Origin of the sequence: Pedobacter puniceum, assembly GCF_009674685.1 — a bacterium.
In the GTDB taxonomy this organism is placed as follows: domain Bacteria; phylum Bacteroidota; class Bacteroidia; order Sphingobacteriales; family Sphingobacteriaceae; genus Pseudopedobacter; species Pseudopedobacter puniceum.
In genome coordinates, this window is sequence record NZ_WKJI01000001.1 from 958,933 (window position 1) to 976,722 (window position 17,790).

13 protein-coding genes are annotated in these 17,790 nt (G+C 32.4%); 7 read left to right on the forward strand and 6 right to left on the reverse strand.

Annotated elements, in window-relative coordinates:
* The first annotated feature begins 141 nt into the window (after positions 1-141).
* Positions 142-3,369, forward strand: coding sequence for a helicase-related protein (locus GJJ64_RS04315; protein WP_229655456.1), 3,228 nt, complete (start codon positions 142-144; stop codon positions 3,367-3,369).
* 179 nt (positions 3,370-3,548) lie between these two features.
* On the forward strand, positions 3,549-5,165 hold the full coding sequence (locus GJJ64_RS04320) for a family 43 glycosylhydrolase (RefSeq protein ID WP_195759222.1): 1,617 nt from the start codon (positions 3,549-3,551) through the stop codon (positions 5,163-5,165).
* Positions 5,166-5,205: 40 nt separating this feature from the next.
* Here the strand turns inward: GJJ64_RS04320 and GJJ64_RS04325 are convergent, their stop codons facing one another.
* The 3 genes from GJJ64_RS04325 to sucC form a co-directional block, all read right to left on the reverse strand.
* Complete coding sequence (locus GJJ64_RS04325; RefSeq protein WP_154286507.1) at positions 5,206-6,861, reverse strand: IPT/TIG domain-containing protein; 1,656 nt, start codon at positions 6,859-6,861, stop codon at positions 5,206-5,208.
* Positions 6,862-6,870: 9 nt separating this feature from the next.
* The gene (locus GJJ64_RS04330; protein WP_154286508.1) at positions 6,871-7,614 is read right to left on the reverse strand and encodes a hypothetical protein; all 744 of its coding nucleotides are present in this window, start codon (positions 7,612-7,614) and stop codon (positions 6,871-6,873) included.
* A gap of 122 nt (positions 7,615-7,736) precedes the next feature.
* Positions 7,737-8,927, reverse strand: a complete 1,191-nt coding sequence (sucC, locus tag GJJ64_RS04335; protein ID WP_154286509.1) for an ADP-forming succinate--CoA ligase subunit beta — start codon at positions 8,925-8,927, stop codon at positions 7,737-7,739.
* 216 nt (positions 8,928-9,143) lie between these two features.
* On the opposite strand from sucC, the gene GJJ64_RS04340 reads away from it, so the two are divergent.
* The 5 genes from GJJ64_RS04340 (at position 9,144) to GJJ64_RS04360 (ending at position 13,211) form a co-directional block, all read left to right on the forward strand.
* On the forward strand, positions 9,144-9,797 hold the full coding sequence (locus GJJ64_RS04340) for an ABC transporter ATP-binding protein (protein ID WP_154286510.1): 654 nt from the start codon (positions 9,144-9,146) through the stop codon (positions 9,795-9,797).
* 2 nt (positions 9,798-9,799) lie between these two features.
* A complete protein-coding gene (locus tag GJJ64_RS04345; protein WP_154286511.1) occupies positions 9,800-10,543 on the forward strand; it encodes a hypothetical protein in 744 nt (247 codons plus the stop codon).
* Complete coding sequence (locus GJJ64_RS04350) at positions 10,540-11,148, forward strand: HAD hydrolase-like protein (protein ID WP_154286512.1); 609 nt, start codon at positions 10,540-10,542, stop codon at positions 11,146-11,148. Before GJJ64_RS04345 ends, GJJ64_RS04350 begins: the two co-directional genes overlap by 4 nt.
* Positions 11,149-11,223: 75 nt before the next feature.
* A complete protein-coding gene (locus tag GJJ64_RS04355) occupies positions 11,224-12,849 on the forward strand; it encodes a S41 family peptidase (RefSeq protein WP_154286513.1) in 1,626 nt (541 codons plus the stop codon).
* Positions 12,850-12,944: 95 nt separating this feature from the next.
* Positions 12,945-13,211, forward strand: coding sequence for a hypothetical protein (locus tag GJJ64_RS04360; protein ID WP_154286514.1), 267 nt, complete (start codon positions 12,945-12,947; stop codon positions 13,209-13,211).
* 148 nt (positions 13,212-13,359) lie between these two features.
* Here the strand turns inward: GJJ64_RS04360 and GJJ64_RS04365 are convergent, their stop codons facing one another.
* The 3 genes from GJJ64_RS04365 to GJJ64_RS04375 all read right to left on the reverse strand — a co-directional run bounded on the left by GJJ64_RS04365 (position 13,360) and on the right by GJJ64_RS04375 (position 17,788).
* Positions 13,360-13,854, reverse strand: coding sequence for an FKBP-type peptidyl-prolyl cis-trans isomerase (locus tag GJJ64_RS04365; protein ID WP_154286515.1), 495 nt, complete (start codon positions 13,852-13,854; stop codon positions 13,360-13,362).
* Between the two features lie 34 nt (positions 13,855-13,888).
* A complete protein-coding gene (locus GJJ64_RS04370) occupies positions 13,889-15,895 on the reverse strand; it encodes a thioredoxin domain-containing protein (RefSeq protein WP_154286516.1) in 2,007 nt (668 codons plus the stop codon).
* Positions 15,896-16,906: 1,011 nt separating this feature from the next.
* A complete protein-coding gene (locus tag GJJ64_RS04375; protein WP_154286517.1) occupies positions 16,907-17,788 on the reverse strand; it encodes a glycoside hydrolase family 25 protein in 882 nt (293 codons plus the stop codon).
* Between the last annotated feature and the right edge of the window lie 2 nt (positions 17,789-17,790).

Sequence of the window (17,790 nt, forward strand, 5' to 3'; positions counted from 1 at the left end):
AGCTAAACTAAAATGGCAAACAATTTTATCACCAATAACACTACTCATAAAAGCTTAAAAGGCAGGTTAAACACCTTAATTGGCATTAGTGAAGAATTAAAATTTTTAGTAGGTTTCTTTTATTTTTCTGGCTGGCAAGAGTTGTATCAAAGCTTACAAAAAAATACTACTTTAAAATTAAAGCTATTAGTAGGTTTACAAGTTTGTAACCACTTAAATAAAGTTTTAGAGTATATTAATCAAGATGAAGCACTATCACAAGACGAGCATTTTAATGAGTTTATTACCTCACTAGGTTTTGCATTAAATAATCAAGAATTAGATACAGAAGCATTTTACAACCAAGTAGAATTTTTCTTACAAATGCTTCAGGATGAACGCTTAATTATTCGTAAAACAGAAAACCCAAACCATGCTAAATTATATCTATTCAGATTAAATCAAGAACAAGCAGAAATCCAGAATATGGAAGGGCAATTTGTAACGGGTAGCAGCAATTTAACAAAAGCAGGTTTATCTGGTCAAGAAGAATTTAATGTTGAAATTAAAGATTATGGTTTCAAAGATGCAGAGAGTTATTTTGACGAATTATGGGGGAAAGCCATCCCAATTTCTGAAGTCGAAAATCGCAAACAATTTCTAATTCAATTTATACAACACAAATCCCAAGCGGCAACAATAACCCCATTTGAAGCTTATGCGCTCATTTTAAAAACATATTTAGATTTACAATTACAAAAACAAATTAAGCCAGAAGTAGAAGGATTATTAGAAGAAATTGGTTTTAAAAAGTTTGCTTATCAAACAGATGCCGTAAACCAAGCATTAACTGTAATTAACGAATACAATGGAGTAATCATTGCCGATGTAGTAGGTTTAGGTAAATCAGTTATTGCATCACTTATAGCAAAAAACTTAGGTAAAAGAGGCATGGTAATTTGTCCTCCAGGATTAATTGGTGATAGAAATTACCATACAGGCTGGTGGGAGTATATCGAAAAATTTAAACTTTACGATTGGGAAGTACAAAGTAGAGGTAGATTAGAAGAGATTGCAGAAACCATTAATAATAAAGGTATTGAAGTTTTAATTATAGACGAGGCTCATTACTTTCGTAATCAAGACACCGCAGACTATGAAGCACTTCTAAATATATGCAGAGACCGTACAGTTATTTTATTATCAGCAACACCATTCAATAATTCTCCAGCAGATATTTTTTCACTCCTAAAGCTTTTTATCATACCGGGTAAATCAGGTATTTCCGTCGATGACAATTTAGAGGGCTTATTTAGTAATTTTAATTACAGATATAAGCAGTTATCCACCATTACAAAAAATGCAAATTCGTTATATAGTTTAAAAATTAAAAAAGCAGAAGCTTTATATAAAATCATAATTGATGATCAATTACCTATTGATATAAAAAAGGTAAGAAGTGCAACAAAACACTTAGCTAATCAAATTAAGCAAATTATATCATCTGTAGTAATTCGTAGAAACCGTCTGGATTTAAAACAAGATTACATCTATGCTAAAGAGGTATCCGAGCTTTCAAAAGTAAAAGACCCAATAGAGTTATTTTATCATTTAACACCAGAGCAAAGTATTTTTTATGATAGCATATTAAATGAATACTTCTCAGAAAATGGAAGGTTTAAAGGGGCTATTTACCAGCCGTTTAGTTACGAGAAAAAAGTTGAAGATGAAGAAAAACTAGACGAAAAGGGAAACAGAGCCTTCCAACAACAGCGCAACTTATATGATTTTATGAGAAGATTGCTGGTTAAGCGTTTCGAAAGTTCTTTTGGTGCATTTGAAAAATCTATTGACAGGTTTTTAAATGTACACCTAACTGTTAAAGATTTTATTAATAGTTCTAATGGTAAATTTATTTTAGACAGAGACTTTATGGAACGTATTCTCGCTTTTGACGAGGAAGATATACTAGCCAATTTGGATAAATATGCACAAGGAGATTTAAAAAAGAAAACTCCTAAAAATAATACAGTTTACGATATTAATAAATTTGAACGCAAAGAAGAGTTTCTAAATGATATTGATAATGATATATCAATTTTCAAAGAGATTAAAAAAGCTTTAACTAATCTAAATATTGTTCAAAACGATCCAAAAAGAAAAGAGATTACAAAAGAAATCAAAAGAATACTAACTACTGATAAGAACCGTAAAATTATTTTATTTTCAGAATATGTAGATACAATTCTTCATTTAGAAGATTATCTAAGAGTAGAGTTTGGAAACAGATTGCTTGTATGTGCTGGTAAAGTATCAAAAGAACTATCAAAAAATTTAAGTTCCGATTTTAACGCACAATACAAAGGTGGTCAAACTAATAATTTTGATGTAATAATTACATCAGATAAACTATCTGAGGGTTTTAATTTAAATAGGGCAGGAGCAATTATAAATTATGATATCCCATGGAATCCTACACGAGTAATACAAAGAGTAGGTAGAATAAATCGTATTGGTGCAAAAGTTTTTGACGAACTATATATTTATAATTATTTTCCATCAGAAATAGGTGCTGATATAGTTAAATCAAGAGAAATTGCACAACAAAAAATGTTCTTAATTCATAGTTCTTTGGGTGAAGATGCCAAAATATTTGATATAGAAGAAGAACCATCTGCATCTGGTTTATACAGTAAGTTAAACCAAAGTCCGGATGAAGATGGAGAATTAAACACAGTAACGATAGTGAGAAATACGTTTAAAGATATTGAGGAAAAATATCCAAGCGTTATTGAAAAAATAAACAATCTCCCACCTCGTGTTAAAACAGCTAAGAAGTTTGATACAAATAATTTGAATGTATTAAGAAAAAAGGGGTTAAGTCTTTTTGCTCAAGTGGTAGATTTAACAGAAAAGAGCAGTGGAGATATAGAAGAGGTAATATTCGAAGAATTACTTAAAAACGTGAAATGCGAATATGAAGAACCTCGCTTATCATTATCAGATGAGTTTTGGCCTACGTATGAAAAAATTAAAAACTTCAAACCTAATTTCAAAACAGGCAGAAGTGATATTGCATTAGAGTCAAAAGCATATGAAAACTTACAAGTCTATTTAAAGATTTTAAATGGGAAAGAAGAAACATTAGCAGAATTTATAAAAATGCTCCTTCTGGACATAAAGAAGTATCATACACTTTCAACTCGTTCGATTGGTAGATTAGGAAGGAAAATAATTTCAAAAGAAACAAATGAAAAAGAGTTAAAAGCTTTTAGAGATGATATATTTTGGTTAAGAAATCATTTAGGATTAAACTATCTAAACAAGATTTTAGAACGTGTAGATAAATACCAAAATGAAGTAATTATTGCAGTTGAGAATATCTATTGAGTTAAATCTAAACTTAACTATAAATTAAGTACCAATTGTATTAAGGAAACTGAATATGTGGATGTTTTTTGTATAAAGATAAGCCTAACAGGTAATTAACAGTTTTTTCCTGTGATTTCTTTTTTACCATTGATGTTTTTTAGATATATTATTAATTAGCGTAATTTAATTTATAACAAATGCGTTTGATTTTTTTAAAGCACTCTTTTTGTCAGCCTTATACCATAATGGCCATTCTTTTCAGTATGTTCTTTGCTCAGCATAGTTTGGCTCAAAAGCTTAATATAAAGAACAATATTTTCTGGAATACCAAAGATGGAAAACCTATTTACAGTCAGGGCGGTGGGATATTTACTTTTAAAGACCCGAAAACTGGTCAGGAGAAATATTATTGGTACGGCGTTCATTATAAGGGAGGTGAGCTCTATCGTAATTCGCCTTATAAAACAATTTCAGAGGCTAGTTTTGAGTCTGTTACTTGTTACACTTCCACAGATTTAGTAAACTGGACATTCGAATCTGATGCTTTAATAAAAGCAGATGCTAATGAAAAGGGCAAAGGTGGATGGCTGGGACGCTTAGGTGTAGCTTACCTCAAAGATATCAAACAATACGCTATGTTTATTCAGCATGATAGCGGAGTGTTAATAGCTGTTGCTGATGAGCCTACAGGGCCGTTTAAATGGCATCATAAAATCAGTATGCTAGATAGAATTGGAACACCCAATACTGGAGATCAAACTGTTTTTACTGATGAAGACACTGGTAAATCTTACCTGGTTTATTCTTACGGAAGAGGTAGAAATAAAATTTACCTTTCTGAAATAGGTATAAAAGATGGTAAGGTGGATTTACTGAATGTAGAAAAGGTTTATGAAGGTGAAGGCAGAGAAGGAAATTGTATGTTTAAATACAAGGATAAGTATTATATGGCTGCCTCTAATCTATACGGTTGGGATGCTTCTTTTGCTTACTATCTGGTAGCAGATAATATTTATGGGCCTTATACACCCAAAAACAACATGTTAGTTATAGAGGGTAGCGAAAAGGATTATGCCCATGTTACCCAAACCGGTTTTTTTGTTACGCTTAGAGGTACTAAGCAAGAAACAGTTGTTTATTGCGGAGATAGATGGGCTGATTTTGCAGGTAATGGCTTAGGTTATAACCAATGGGTTCCATTATCTTTTAACGGAACAAAGCCTTATTTCAATTCTCTTGATTCTTGGAATCTTGATGCTAAAACTGGTGAATGGGAAGTAGCTATTAATAATAATTGGGTTAAAAACGGAAGTTTTGAAGCCGATAGAAAAAAAATGCCTAGCCCTTTTAAACCTGTGCAAACTTTTTTGATAGGATGGGAAAATACTATTTTAAAAGGAAATAAAATATCGCTTGACAGCATTACATCTCCAATATTAAACTTTGTAAATAGTGAAGAAGATAGAAAAAGAGTTTTAGGAGAGAAAAGTTTAAATATAAGTGATAAGGTAAATTTCAAACGTCAGGTTTCGCAATTGATTAGTTCTTCTCCCTATGTTAAACTACCTGATGGTTATTATACCCTTACAGCAAACTTTAGAAATAGCAAAGGGTTCTCAAAATTAGAGATGTATACGGAGAGTTCAGGAAAACACCTAACAATTTCTATAAAAGGTACTCATCCAGAATGGGAGACCATACATTTAAAAAGGATACTCGTTATAGGTGGTAGAGTTGAGATTGGTTTTAAAGCCTACGGAAAAGCCAATGCTTATTGCCATATTGATGATGTTTCACTAATTAGAGAATTGTAGCTCCATAATATTAAAGCCGGGATTTATCCCGGCTTTATCTTTAATTAGTTATAGTGAAATTATTTTCACTTACCACAGTTTGACCATTAGTAACAACCGTAATTTTCATTTGACCTAATTGCACACTAGTTGGCACTGTAACACGCAAACTTGTTGATGTACCGCTTAAGACAATAGCATTGGTAGAGCCAAATCTAACTGTATTATTACCATAGAAACTATTAAATCCGGTGCCATTGATGGTGACGATTTGCCCAGGTACGCCACTAGTTGGACTAAATGACGTGATGCTATGTCCTCTAACAGTAAAATCTCCTGGCGCAGTATAAGTTTGACTTCCTTGTACTAAAGAAATTTTAACATTACCAATAGCTACTCCTGAAGGTACAGTAACAACTAATTTGGTACTAGTTGCCTGTCTTGAATAGGATTGATGAGAACCAAAATTTACATAATAATAAGCACCTGATTGAAAATTACCTGTAAGTTCTATCTCTTCACCTGGGCTACCACTTGTTGGACTAAAGCTTGTGATAGAAGGCGTTAATAATCTAAATTTTTGTGGAGCTTCGACATCAAAAGGACCTATCCTTAATCTTACACTATGCTCACCAGCTGTTAAATTATGAGGAACAGTTGCGCTAATATTTGAACCATTAGAATAAAAGCTCATGATAACATTGCCGATAGAATAAGCATTATAATACTGCCCTAAATGGCTGCCAAATAAAGTGATATTTGTTCCTGGATAGCCACTAGTTGGTGAAATAGAAGTTATAACAGGTGCCGATGCTGTAAAATCATCAGCTAAAGTTGTTAAAGTACCATTTAAAGTATAAGATACTTTAAACTGACTTTTAGTAATATTTGTAGGTACAGTTACTCTTATCTCTCTAGAATTAACAAGGCTGTAGTCTACCGGAATATTATCTAAGTAAATCCTTAAACTGTTACTATAACTTTGATAGTTAAAATTCTCGCCTGTTATGGTGATTGTAGAACCTATTGGCCCAGATTTAGGAAAATAATTTGTTACAACAGGTAATAAGAAAAAAGTATAGTTTCCTATAGTTTGGTTAGCAATTAAAACTTGAAGATTTACCTGATTACTGTAAGAAGATGTATTATTAATATTAGCGGGTACTTCAACCGTAATTCTAGTAGCGCTTACGGTTAAAACTTTTGCACTCACATTGGCAAATCTTACAGCAACTTTTGTAATATCTGCTGTATTAAATTGACCGGTTATAGTAATCACATCGCCTGTTTTTCCTATTGATGGTGATACATTAGTTAAAGTATAAGCTGGTAAAGTGATATTGATAACATCGCCAAATACGGTACCTCTATTATCTTTTAAATAGGCTCTTGCATATAAGATTCTTTGAAATTGAATGTTATTTAGATAAATATCAGATTCTATGGAAAAATCCCCAACAACAGGTTTGTTTCCTAAAGATAAATTAATTCCGCTAATTTCACTAATAGAAGGATCGGAGCTATATCTAAAACCATACTCTATAATTTCATTTTTCCCAACGCTTTTGATGTTTCCTTTAAATGAAACTTTTCCTGATGGTAATAGACTTAGAGATACACTTTCTAATTGCGGAAATTTTATATCATCCTTCTTGCAGGCAGATAAGAATGCAGTTAATACTATAAAAACTACAAATATACTTTTGATGTTTTTCATGATGATGATTTAGAAATTATAACCTAATCTTATTCCATTGAGTAAGCGGGTGCCCACATTAAAAGAAGTATATTCTGAGGAATAAAAGTTGACATTTGTAGAGCCACTAGAGTTTATTTCTGGTGTCTTATAAGCTATATGAGCAAAACCATAACCCAGCTCATAACCAAAAAAGAAATTTTTAGAGATATAATAGTCAAACCCTGTAAATACATTTAACCCATACTGAAAGTAAGCTCTATTATTTAAACTATAAAATGTTTGTTGGTTATTAGAATTTACAATTATCCAAATATTTTTGGTGTTAAGCGTAAGTTGTTGATTATCAAAATCACTACTTGCAGAAAAGTTTTCTAAGGAAACGTCTACACCAAAATAAGGAGATAACCTTTTAGTACCTTTAAAATGTTTTTCTAAACCAAAATTAACTGATGTTTTTGTGCTTTTCTTTTCATAATAATACCTAAAAGGGTTAGTGCCGTAAGGATTATTATTATCTTCTAAATCTTTAATAACATTAACATTAAGGCCTAGTCTTAAAGCAATTAAATCTGAGATAAAATACCTCACTTTAATTTGATTGAGCGAGTTGTTTAAATTAACCTGACCATTAAATGGATTAACATTTAGCTCTGTTGAAAAAGTACCTTTGTTAGCTTTTAAATGCTCAGGCTTGTTTTTTGTTGAATCTGTTTTAGAAAAAACAGAAAATGAAATGGCACTACAAAGTGCTAGGGTAAAGAGTTTCCTCATAAATAGAAATTAAGATTATAAATTATGTGAATTAAATTAGGTAGTAAAAGTTTTTCGTTAGGGTAGGATGGGATCAAAAAGAAACCCCTATCATTTTTATAGATAGGGGTTTAAATAAATTCTTATGCTAATACTTCAGAAACTAAATCTGCTGCCTCTTTTAATAAGATAGCTGAGTATACTTTCAATCCTGATTCATCAATTAGTTTCTTAGCTTCTTCTGCGTTGGTACCTTGTAAACGTACAATAATTGGAACGCGAATATCACCAATTTCTTTATAGGCATCAATAACACCTTGTGCAACTCTATCACAACGTACAATACCACCAAAAATATTAATTAAGATAGCTTTTACGTTAGGATCTTTTAAAATGATGTTAAAAGCTGCTTTAACAGTAGTAGCGTTAGCAGTACCACCAACATCTAAGAAGTTTGCAGGCTCGCCACCAGCAATCTTAATAATATCCATAGTTGCCATAGCCAAACCAGCACCGTTAACCATACAACCTACGTTTCCATCTAATTTAACATAGTTAAGGTTAGATTCAGAAGCTTCAACCTCAGTTGGATCTTCTTCAGTAGTATCACGCATTGCTGCATAATCCGGATGACGGAATAAACCATTATCATCTAAGTTAACTTTAGCATCAACAGCCAAAATTTTATCATCAGATGTTTTTAAAACTGGGTTAATTTCAAACATTGAAGAATCTGTAGCTTCGTATGCTTTGTATAAAGCAGCGATGAATTTTGTCATCTCTTTAAAAGCATTTCCAGATAAACCTAAATTGAAAGCTATTTTTCTAGTTTGGAAACCTTGTAAACCAACTTTAGGATCTATTTCTTCTTTAAATATTAAGTGAGGAGTGTGTTCTGCAACCTCCTCAATATCCATACCACCTTCTGTAGAGTACATGATGATGTTACGACCTTTAGAACGGTCTAACAATACAGAAACATAAAATTCTTTAGTTTCAGACTCTCCAGGGTAATAAACATCCTGGGCAATCAATACTTTATTAACTTTCTTTCCTTCTGCACCAGTTTGAGGAGTGATCAACTGCATTCCAATAATATCAGAAGCTTTTTGCTTAACCTCGTCTAAATTTTTAGCTAGTTTAACACCTCCGCCTTTACCACGTCCGCCTGCATGAATTTGTGCTTTTACCACAACCCAGTCAGAACCAAAATCTTCTTTTAACTTTTTGGCTGCTTCAACAGCTTGTTCAGGTGTATCTGCTACTATACCTTCTTGGATACGTACGCCAAAACTTTTAAGTATTTGTTTGCCTTGATATTCGTGAATGTTCATCTTGTAAAAATTTGCCGTGAAAATACAAATACAAAGCTATAAATGAAATGAAAACAGAAAAATAATTGGATTATTATCCAACTTTTCTTCCTATTAATGCAAATTCTTTACATAGTATTTACTTTTCTTGTAGGTATTTCTATAATATTTGGCATTTAGCATGTTACATTTTTTGATTTACCTATGCATCTGCTTAAAAAATTATAGTTTTGTAATATGCTGAAAGCGCAATCCATCAAAAGAAAATTTGGCGACTTATCTATCCTTAAAGGTGTTGATATAAGTGTTGCAAAAGGAGAAATTGTAAGTATAGTAGGGGCTTCCGGAGCAGGTAAAAGTACCTTGTTACATATTATAGGTACTTTAGATAAAGCTGATGAAGGCACTGTAGAGATAGACGGAATAGTTGTAAACCAATTAAACGCTAAAGCATTAAGTAGTTTCAGAAATAAAAACATAGGTTTTATTTTTCAATTTCATCATCTATTACCAGAGTTTACGGCTTTAGAAAATATTTGTATCCCGGCTTTTATAGCTAAAACTAGTAAAGCTGAAGCAGAGAAAAGAGCAATGGAGCTTTTAGCAATTTTAGGTTTAGCAAATAGGGCTAACCATAAACCTGCTGCACTTTCTGGTGGCGAGCAGCAAAGGGTAGCTGTTGCCAGAGCATTAATAAATAAGCCGGCTTTAATTCTGGCTGATGAACCTTCAGGTAATCTAGACTCGGCAAATGCTAAAGAATTGCATCAACTTTTTTTTAGTTTGAGAGATCAATTTAACCATACTTTTATTATTGTAACCCATAACGATGAATTAGCCGAAATGTCTGATAGAAAAATCACGATGAAAGACGGCTATATATTTTCTTGATTTTGAAAAAAGTACTCATTACCGCAGCGTCAAATGCTAATGCTTACCAATTGGCTTATCATTTACCTCATCATGAAATTTTATTTGCTGATACCGAAGGTCAAAAAATCATCATCCCTGAGGGAAATAAATCTTCTTTTGCGCATGAGCTATTAAGCCTATGTCTTGATTTAGGTGTTGATCTTGTTTTTCCTTTAAAATTAAGCGAGCAAAAAGCTTTAGCAGAGGCTAAAGTATTGTTTGAAGAGTACGGAATAAGCTTAGCTTTACCAAATTTGATACAAGCTCAAAAAATTCATCAACTTAAACATCTTCATTCAGAATTAAGCATTCCATATGAAACAGTAGTAGATTTTGCCTCATTTTCTAAAGCTATCCTAGCTTTAGGATATCCAGAGAAAAAGATTGCTATCAGCCAATATGAAGGCATAGGAGATTTAATTATCATTAAAGATGATGTTAAAAATGATCTTTTTAATGGTTTAAAAATGATGACGTTTACTTTGGCTAGTAAAATTTTAAATCAAAATCCATTTACTAAAATAAATCTGTATCAGGTAGAGGGTAAGCTGCAAGTTGTGCGGTTTATTAAACTAGAGGAAGATTTTATTTATGTGAATGAGGTTACTAAAGAACTTAAAATAATAATCAAAGATCTGACAAAAGATATATCACTTTTTGGTTTTTATGAATTAATAGCTTGCGAGGGTAAAATTCTGAGATTAAATTTAGTTGCTGCTGTATGATAAGTTATAATGATTTAGATGCTGATAAAAAGGCCTTTATTTTTGAATTGGATAATGTTTTAATCCCAGAAAAGGATTATGATTTACAGGTGTATTATTTGTTTGCCAACTTTATAGAGTATTTAGAAACTTTTCCGCCAGCACAAGATATGGTTGATTTTGCAAAGAAAAGATACGAGGTACATGGTAAAATCGGCATGTTTAAAGCTATTCAAGAAACTTTTGGCATTGCAGAGAAGTATGAAGAAAATTTAGCTTTACTTTTCACTAATGCTCGTTTACCCTTAAAGTTATTGTTATATAAAGAAGCTTTAGAATTGCTACAAGAAATCACTATTAACAGAAAAGAACTTTATATTTTAACATCAGGTAATCCTGCAACGCAGTTGAATAAGATTACCCAAACCGAGTGGAATGGTTTAGAAAAATATTTAAAAGTTTATTTTGTTGATGAATTTGAGTCAAAGCCTTCATACACAAGTTTTAATTTTTTATTAGAAGAAAACAAGTTGAAGAAAAGCGACGTTATTTATTTTGGTAAAAATTCTTTAGATGAGCAATTTGCTATGAATGCAGGCGTTGCTTATCAAGCTGTTTTACCTTAATTTTTTTATTTCATAAACCAATAAAGAAAAAACCTATTTGGTTTTTTTTCGTAAGTTTATGTAAATCTACATGATATGTTTAAAAGATTTTATACAATAGTATTATTGATAGCTTTAGGGCTTGCTTCTTGCAAGAAAGATAAGCCTGCACCAAATAATAATACAAATAATAACAACACGGGTAACGTTCCAACACCAACCACCAATAGGGCAGAGCTTACTAAAGACTCTATTTTTTTGTATGCCAAGCAAGTTTATTTATGGAACGATGCTATTCCTGATTATAGCGTAGTTAAGCCCAGAGATATAAACTCATCAAGCAACCAATTAGATAATTTTAATGCTTTATTATTTAAAATAAGTCAATATAAAATTAATCCTTTATCAAATAAACCTTATGAATTTTATGATAGTAATAACGATAACATATCTGATGAACCTAAATTTTCTTACATAGAAGATTTAGTTGCAAGTGGACAAATAGCTATCGTAAATCCAAAAAAATCATCTGTAAACTTGAATGGAGAGGGAAATGACACAGGATTGAACTTGTCTTATTTCGGTAGTAATAATAGTTATATTATGGTAATCAGATATATTTCACCATCTTCTCCTGCAAGTTCAACCAGTCTTACGAGGGGCGATACAATTTTAACATTAAATGGTAGAGCCTTTGGTAGAGAGTTAAATTCAAATTTTGATAACGATATATTTTCTATTGTTAGCGCTTTAGAAAGTAATACTGTTACAATTACCGGAAAAAAAATAGGTACAAGAAGTTCTTTTTCTTATACTTTAAATAAGAATAAATACATTTCTTCTCCTGTTTTAAAAGATACTGTATTTACGGAAACTGGAGGTAAGAAAATTGGATATTTAGCTTATGCTCGTTTTTCTGATGAAACCAACTCTGTACCAGCACTTAATGCAGTGTTTCAAAAATTTAGCTCAGCAGGTGTAACTGATTTAATAGTCGATTTGCGTTACAACGGAGGTGGCTTTGTTTCTACAGCAGAGCATTTAGTAAATTTAATTATACCTTCTCAACACAATGGAAAAAAAATGTTTTCAGAATTTTTTAATGCCACAATGAGAGAAGGCAAAGCCATAATTCTTAAAAACCAACAAAGAAGAGATCAAAGCGGTAACATAACAAGAGGAAATTATTTTGATGGTGTTGATTATAGTGTAGCAGGAAATACCACAAATATTGATAAGAAAAGTGGTTTAACTAATGTTAATAGAGTGGTATTTATTACAGGTCCAGGAACAGCATCATCTAGTGAATTGGTAATTAATTCTTTAAAGCCTTATTTAGGTGAAAATTTAAAAATAGTTGGAAGACAATCTTATGGTAAACCGGTTGGCTTTTTCCCTATCAGAATAGATAAGTATGATGTTTATTTTTCTATGTTTGAGACACAAAACTCACTAGGACAAGGTGCTTATTATAATGGGTTTGTGCCAGACAGAGTAGTTCTTAATGATGATCACAGTAAGAATTTTGGTGATAAAGCTGAACTTAATATAGCACAGGCAATCAACTTTATCAAATATGGCAGTTTTAGCTCTTCAAGTGTAGCAAGTACTAAAGGAACATCTGTAAGTAGCAGCTCTTTAAATAGCATGAAATCTTTAGATACAAAAGATGTCTTCTCGAGAGAATTTAAAGGGATGATTGATTATCCGGGCAGAAAATAGTTAAGCTTTTCAAATATTTTTTTTACAAAAATTAGAACAAATAGTTACTATCTTGAGCGTTATAACAATAATTATAAACTCAAAAATTTTAAATTATGGTAACCGGACTAATTGCAAAAGAAGACATCTTAAATTACAAAATTGTTCATGCGGTAGATCATCAAAGTGAAGAACTTTATGAAAAGTTGATGAATGCAGTGCGGTTAGGTAATACTTTTAAGGCAAAAGTAACTATTACTTTTATGACTGCCGATGGACCTAAAAAGGTAGAAACTACTGTTTGGAATGCCACTAAAGAGTATATAGAGTTAAAAGGGGGGATTTTAATAGCAACTAAAAGCTTGTTGAGTATAGAATATTAATAAACATTATTCAGACCATGAATTTGTTAGGCTGTGCGAAGTCGAAACTTTTTTCATTCTTTTACTAAGTTCAGGATGATTTTTCATATAAAATAACAGACATAAAAAAAGCGAAATCTAATCAGATTTCGCTTTTTTACTTTAATACTTAGTGATGATGACCACCTTCACCATGAACATGGCCATGGTCTATTTCTTCTTGTGTTGCAGGTCTTACATCTTGGATAGTACCGTTAAAATGTAATTCATGACCTGCCATAGGATGGTTTAAATCAACCATAACAGCATCTTCAACAACAGATACTACTCTGCCTTGAAACTGATTACCATTATTATCCTGTAAAGGTAAAATTGTACCAACTTCTGGTAAACCAGCTTGTGCAAACATTTCTTTAGGTAAATTAGCTATTGCAGCATCGTCATACTCTCCGTAAGCATCAGCAGCAGCTAAAGAAAATGCATAATTATCGCCAACGGCTAGGCCGCTTAAATGTTCTTCAAATTTTGGTAACATCATACCCACACCGTATAAAAAAACTAATGGTCTTTCTGTAGTAGCGCTTTCTACGTGTTTTTTTTCTCCCTCTTCTGTAACGTATAAATCATAAGTTAATGATACTACGTGGTTGTTTTCAATTTTCATGCTGTTGTGTTTTTGAAATGGTTATCATCCATTTCTATTTAAATATTTGTTTAATTGCTTCGCTAACTTCGCTTAGGGGTAATTGGCAGGTTTTGTTTTTACAAACAAAAATTCTGGTGTCACCAACAAACTTGTCTTGCAGCAAAGGTAAGTTTCCTTTTTCGCCTCCTAAAATAATCTTATTAGGAATGTAATATTTTTCTAATTCTTTTCTTTTTTCTTCGAATTCTGAACCAGTAATTGCTATTTCGAAGCTTCCTTGAATCTCATCTAACAATAAAGATGCCCAATTAGAATAAGCAGAAGCATAAGATTTTATATGAGGCTCTACTGTTTTTAGCATGTGCTGATAGATATGCTGGTAATTTTGGCAATCGTAAAAAATAGCAAGTTTTTTAAAATTCCAAGCTAAAACCGAGTTTGAAGCCGGTATTACATTATCCATCACTTCATACTTTCTTGCTATTAAAGCTTCATCCTCATCTGAAGTATAAAAGAATAATCCTGATTCTCCATCATGGAAATGATTGATGACAAAATCACAAAGCTTCTTAGCTTCTTGTAACCAGTTTTCATCAAAGGTAATTTCATAAACACTTATAAAAGCTTCGGCTAATAGTGCATAATCATCTAAAAAAGCATTGATACTAGCTTTACCATCTTTATAAGTCCTATACAAGCCTCCGTTTTCTTTATATAAGTTTTTGATGATGAACTGAGCATTATTTAAAGCTAAACTTTTAAATTCTTCATCAGCGAAAGCTTTGTAAGCATCACATAAGCCTTTAATGGTTAAGGCATTCCATGAGGTTAAAATTTTATCATCTAAACCAGGTCTTACTCTGGTAGAACGTTGCTGAAACAAAATGGCTTTTGCTTGTTTTATCTTGCTATTAAAATCATCTATGGCTAAACCAAAATGCTTGGCTACATCTTCTTTTTCTTTCCTTATCCAAGGGTTATTGATTTCTTCTTCTTCCCAATTTCCTTCTTCCGTAATTTCAAAATAGGCGTTAAATAATTCGGCATCGGCACCTAAAAGCTCATCAATTTCTGTTTTATGCCAAGTGTAAAATTTACCTTCAACACCTTCACTATCGGCATCTAAGGCCGAGTAAAAGCCTCCTTCTGGCGATGTCATCTCTCTTTTTAACCATGCTATGGTTTCATACACTATTTCTTTATAGCGTTCTTCTTTACACCATTTATAAGCATCAGCATATAAACTTAACAACTGACCATTATCATACAGCATTTTTTCGAAATGGGGGATATGCCATTTTCCATCTACCGAGTAACGAGCAAAACCTCCGCCCAAATGATCATAAATTCCGCCAGCAGCCATTTTATCTAAAGTTAGCCTCACAATAACATGGGCTGCTTCGTCTTTAAGTAAGTGTGCAGCTTTCATTAAGAAGGCCCAGTTATTAGGCATTGGGAATTTTGGTGCTCTGTTGTGTCCGCCTTCAGAGAAATCAAAAAGTTTTTTCCAAGGTGTTAAAGCATCTTCTATATTTTTTAAGCTATAGGGTTGATGTTCTTTAACAATAGCCAATTTGTCTGCTTGTTGGATGCCTTCTGTTAACCTTACCGCGTATTCAATGGCTTCATCTGGTTTAGTATCCCAGAAATGGGCTAAATTGGTTAATAAATTTTTCCAATCTTTTTTAGGGAAATAGGTTCCGCCATAGATAGGACGCTGGTCTGGCAAGCAAAAACAATTTAATGGCCAACCGCCTCTGCCAGTCATCAATTGTACGGCATTCATGTAAATTTGGTCTATATCTGGCCTTTCTTCTCGGTCTATCTTAACGCAAACAAAAAAACGGTTCATCAGCTTTGCTACTTCTTCATCTTCAAAGCTTTCATGCTCCATAACATGGCACCAATGGCAAGCAGAATAGCCAATACTTACTAAAAGTAGTTTATTTTCTGCTTTGGCTTTTGTTAAAGCCTCTTCTCCCCAAGGATACCAGTCTACAGGGTTATTGGCGTGTTGTAATAAATAAGGTGATGAGGAATGTATAAGTCTGTTTGGCATCGTACTGTTTTATTGAAATCGAATCAAAAATGAAACCATGTTTTAATGTTGGTAAAATAATATTTAAACAAGGAATAAAAGGAGGAATATTTTAAATATTACAATACACGGATGATGATTATTTTTTAGAGATTTTGAACTAATTGGCTATTGCGCTCAAGGCTTTCCGGCCTCATAGGCGGCCAGCCCTAGTCACTTTTTTCTTGAAAAAAAGTGCCTAAACATTCAAGGCTGATGAATATTTGTCGTTCCGTCTAAATAAATCTTTATCCACAATCCTGAGTGTTCTAAAGGGTTTTGCTTGATGAAAGTATTTACAACACCCGTCGGATTGTTTCCCGCCTGTGCTTTATGAAAGTTTATACAAAAGATTTATTTGCCTTCAATCCAAATCTTCATAGGCCGTCCTCGTTCTTCGGTAAGTTTGGTTTAATATTATTGGAAGTCCCTAAATATCGCTTTTTAGGCATTTTTATACTTTATACTCTGTACTTTATACTTAAAAGGCAGTTCTTAAATATCCGCTCTTTAGGGTCTTTATACTTTATACTCTGTACTTTATTCTTAAAATCCCTCCCTCTTTGATTCTCCCTCCTAAGGGAGATACTGACGGCATACCTATCAAGTGTATTATAAACAGAAATCTTATTTTAAAAGACAAATCCTCATCCATTTGCAAAGTATCCCCCTCTTGAGGGGGTATAGGGGGAGGTTCTTTATACGCTACCTTCTACTATATCTAAATTTAAGCTATTGAGGTCTTTTTACTTTCTACTCAATACTTTCTACGTCCAGAAAGGAACAACCATTCATAAAAAAATAGATTATCCCGAAGTGCATGAGCAACAATTAGTTCATTGGTTAAATTTGATTAGGTTATAAGTCCTAAATATCCGTTATTAAGTAATAAGTATAAACTATCTAATATTTAGGCATCTTTCTACTTTGTACTTTTGACTTTAAGCACTCGTTGCAAACAAGCATAAGATGAATATCCCCAACATCTATATTTTAATAACTTTTCTGAATCAATAAAGTACTTAAATCTACCTCATCGCCATTAAAAACATTCATATCTACTTTACCTTTAATACCATCTATATGGGCATTATCGGCATGTTGCCAAAAATGCCAAGCTGTTTCTGGTAGTTTAAGCTTAGGCTGATAGTAATGAGCTATCCAAATAGTATAATCGCCAAACTTTTCTTTTAAATTATCTTCAAAGAATTTATAACCCGTATAAATGATAGGTTTAGTTTTGCTTTTGGCTTCAATTTCATTAAGAAACTCTTGTAAATTTAGTTGAAGTTCTAGTTTGCTTAATCCTCCGGTTTCTTCAATATCAATAACAGGGGGGAGGTCGCCGGCTTCTAAATTAACAGTTTGCAAAAAGAACTTAGCTTGCCATTTACCAGATTTTTTAGGTTTAAAATAATGATAAGCTCCTCTAATGATACCTGCTTCTTTACTTTCTCGCCAATTTCTTTGGAAATAACTATCTACCAAGGTAACACCCTCTGTAGCTTTGATAAACGCAAAGGATAGCTTTACGTTGTATGATTCCATTGCCACCACTTTTTCCCAATTAATCTTACCCTGATAGGAAGAAACATCTATACCATGAACATGGTACTTACGCGGAATACGGATACCAAACTCATCATCATTTGGGTATTCATCAAAAATAAATAAGTCTTTAACCCACCTACCTGTAGAAACAGCTGTTCTAAAAAGTTTGCCATAATATAAAGGGGAAAACAATAAAAGAACAACCAAAGTAATGATAAACTTAAGTTTATGCTTTTGAGCAAAAGTCTTTTTGGTGCTTCTTTTCTTTCTGGTAACTGGCTTTTTAGTAGTTGTACGGCTTGTTGTTTTTCTTGCTGGTGGCATAA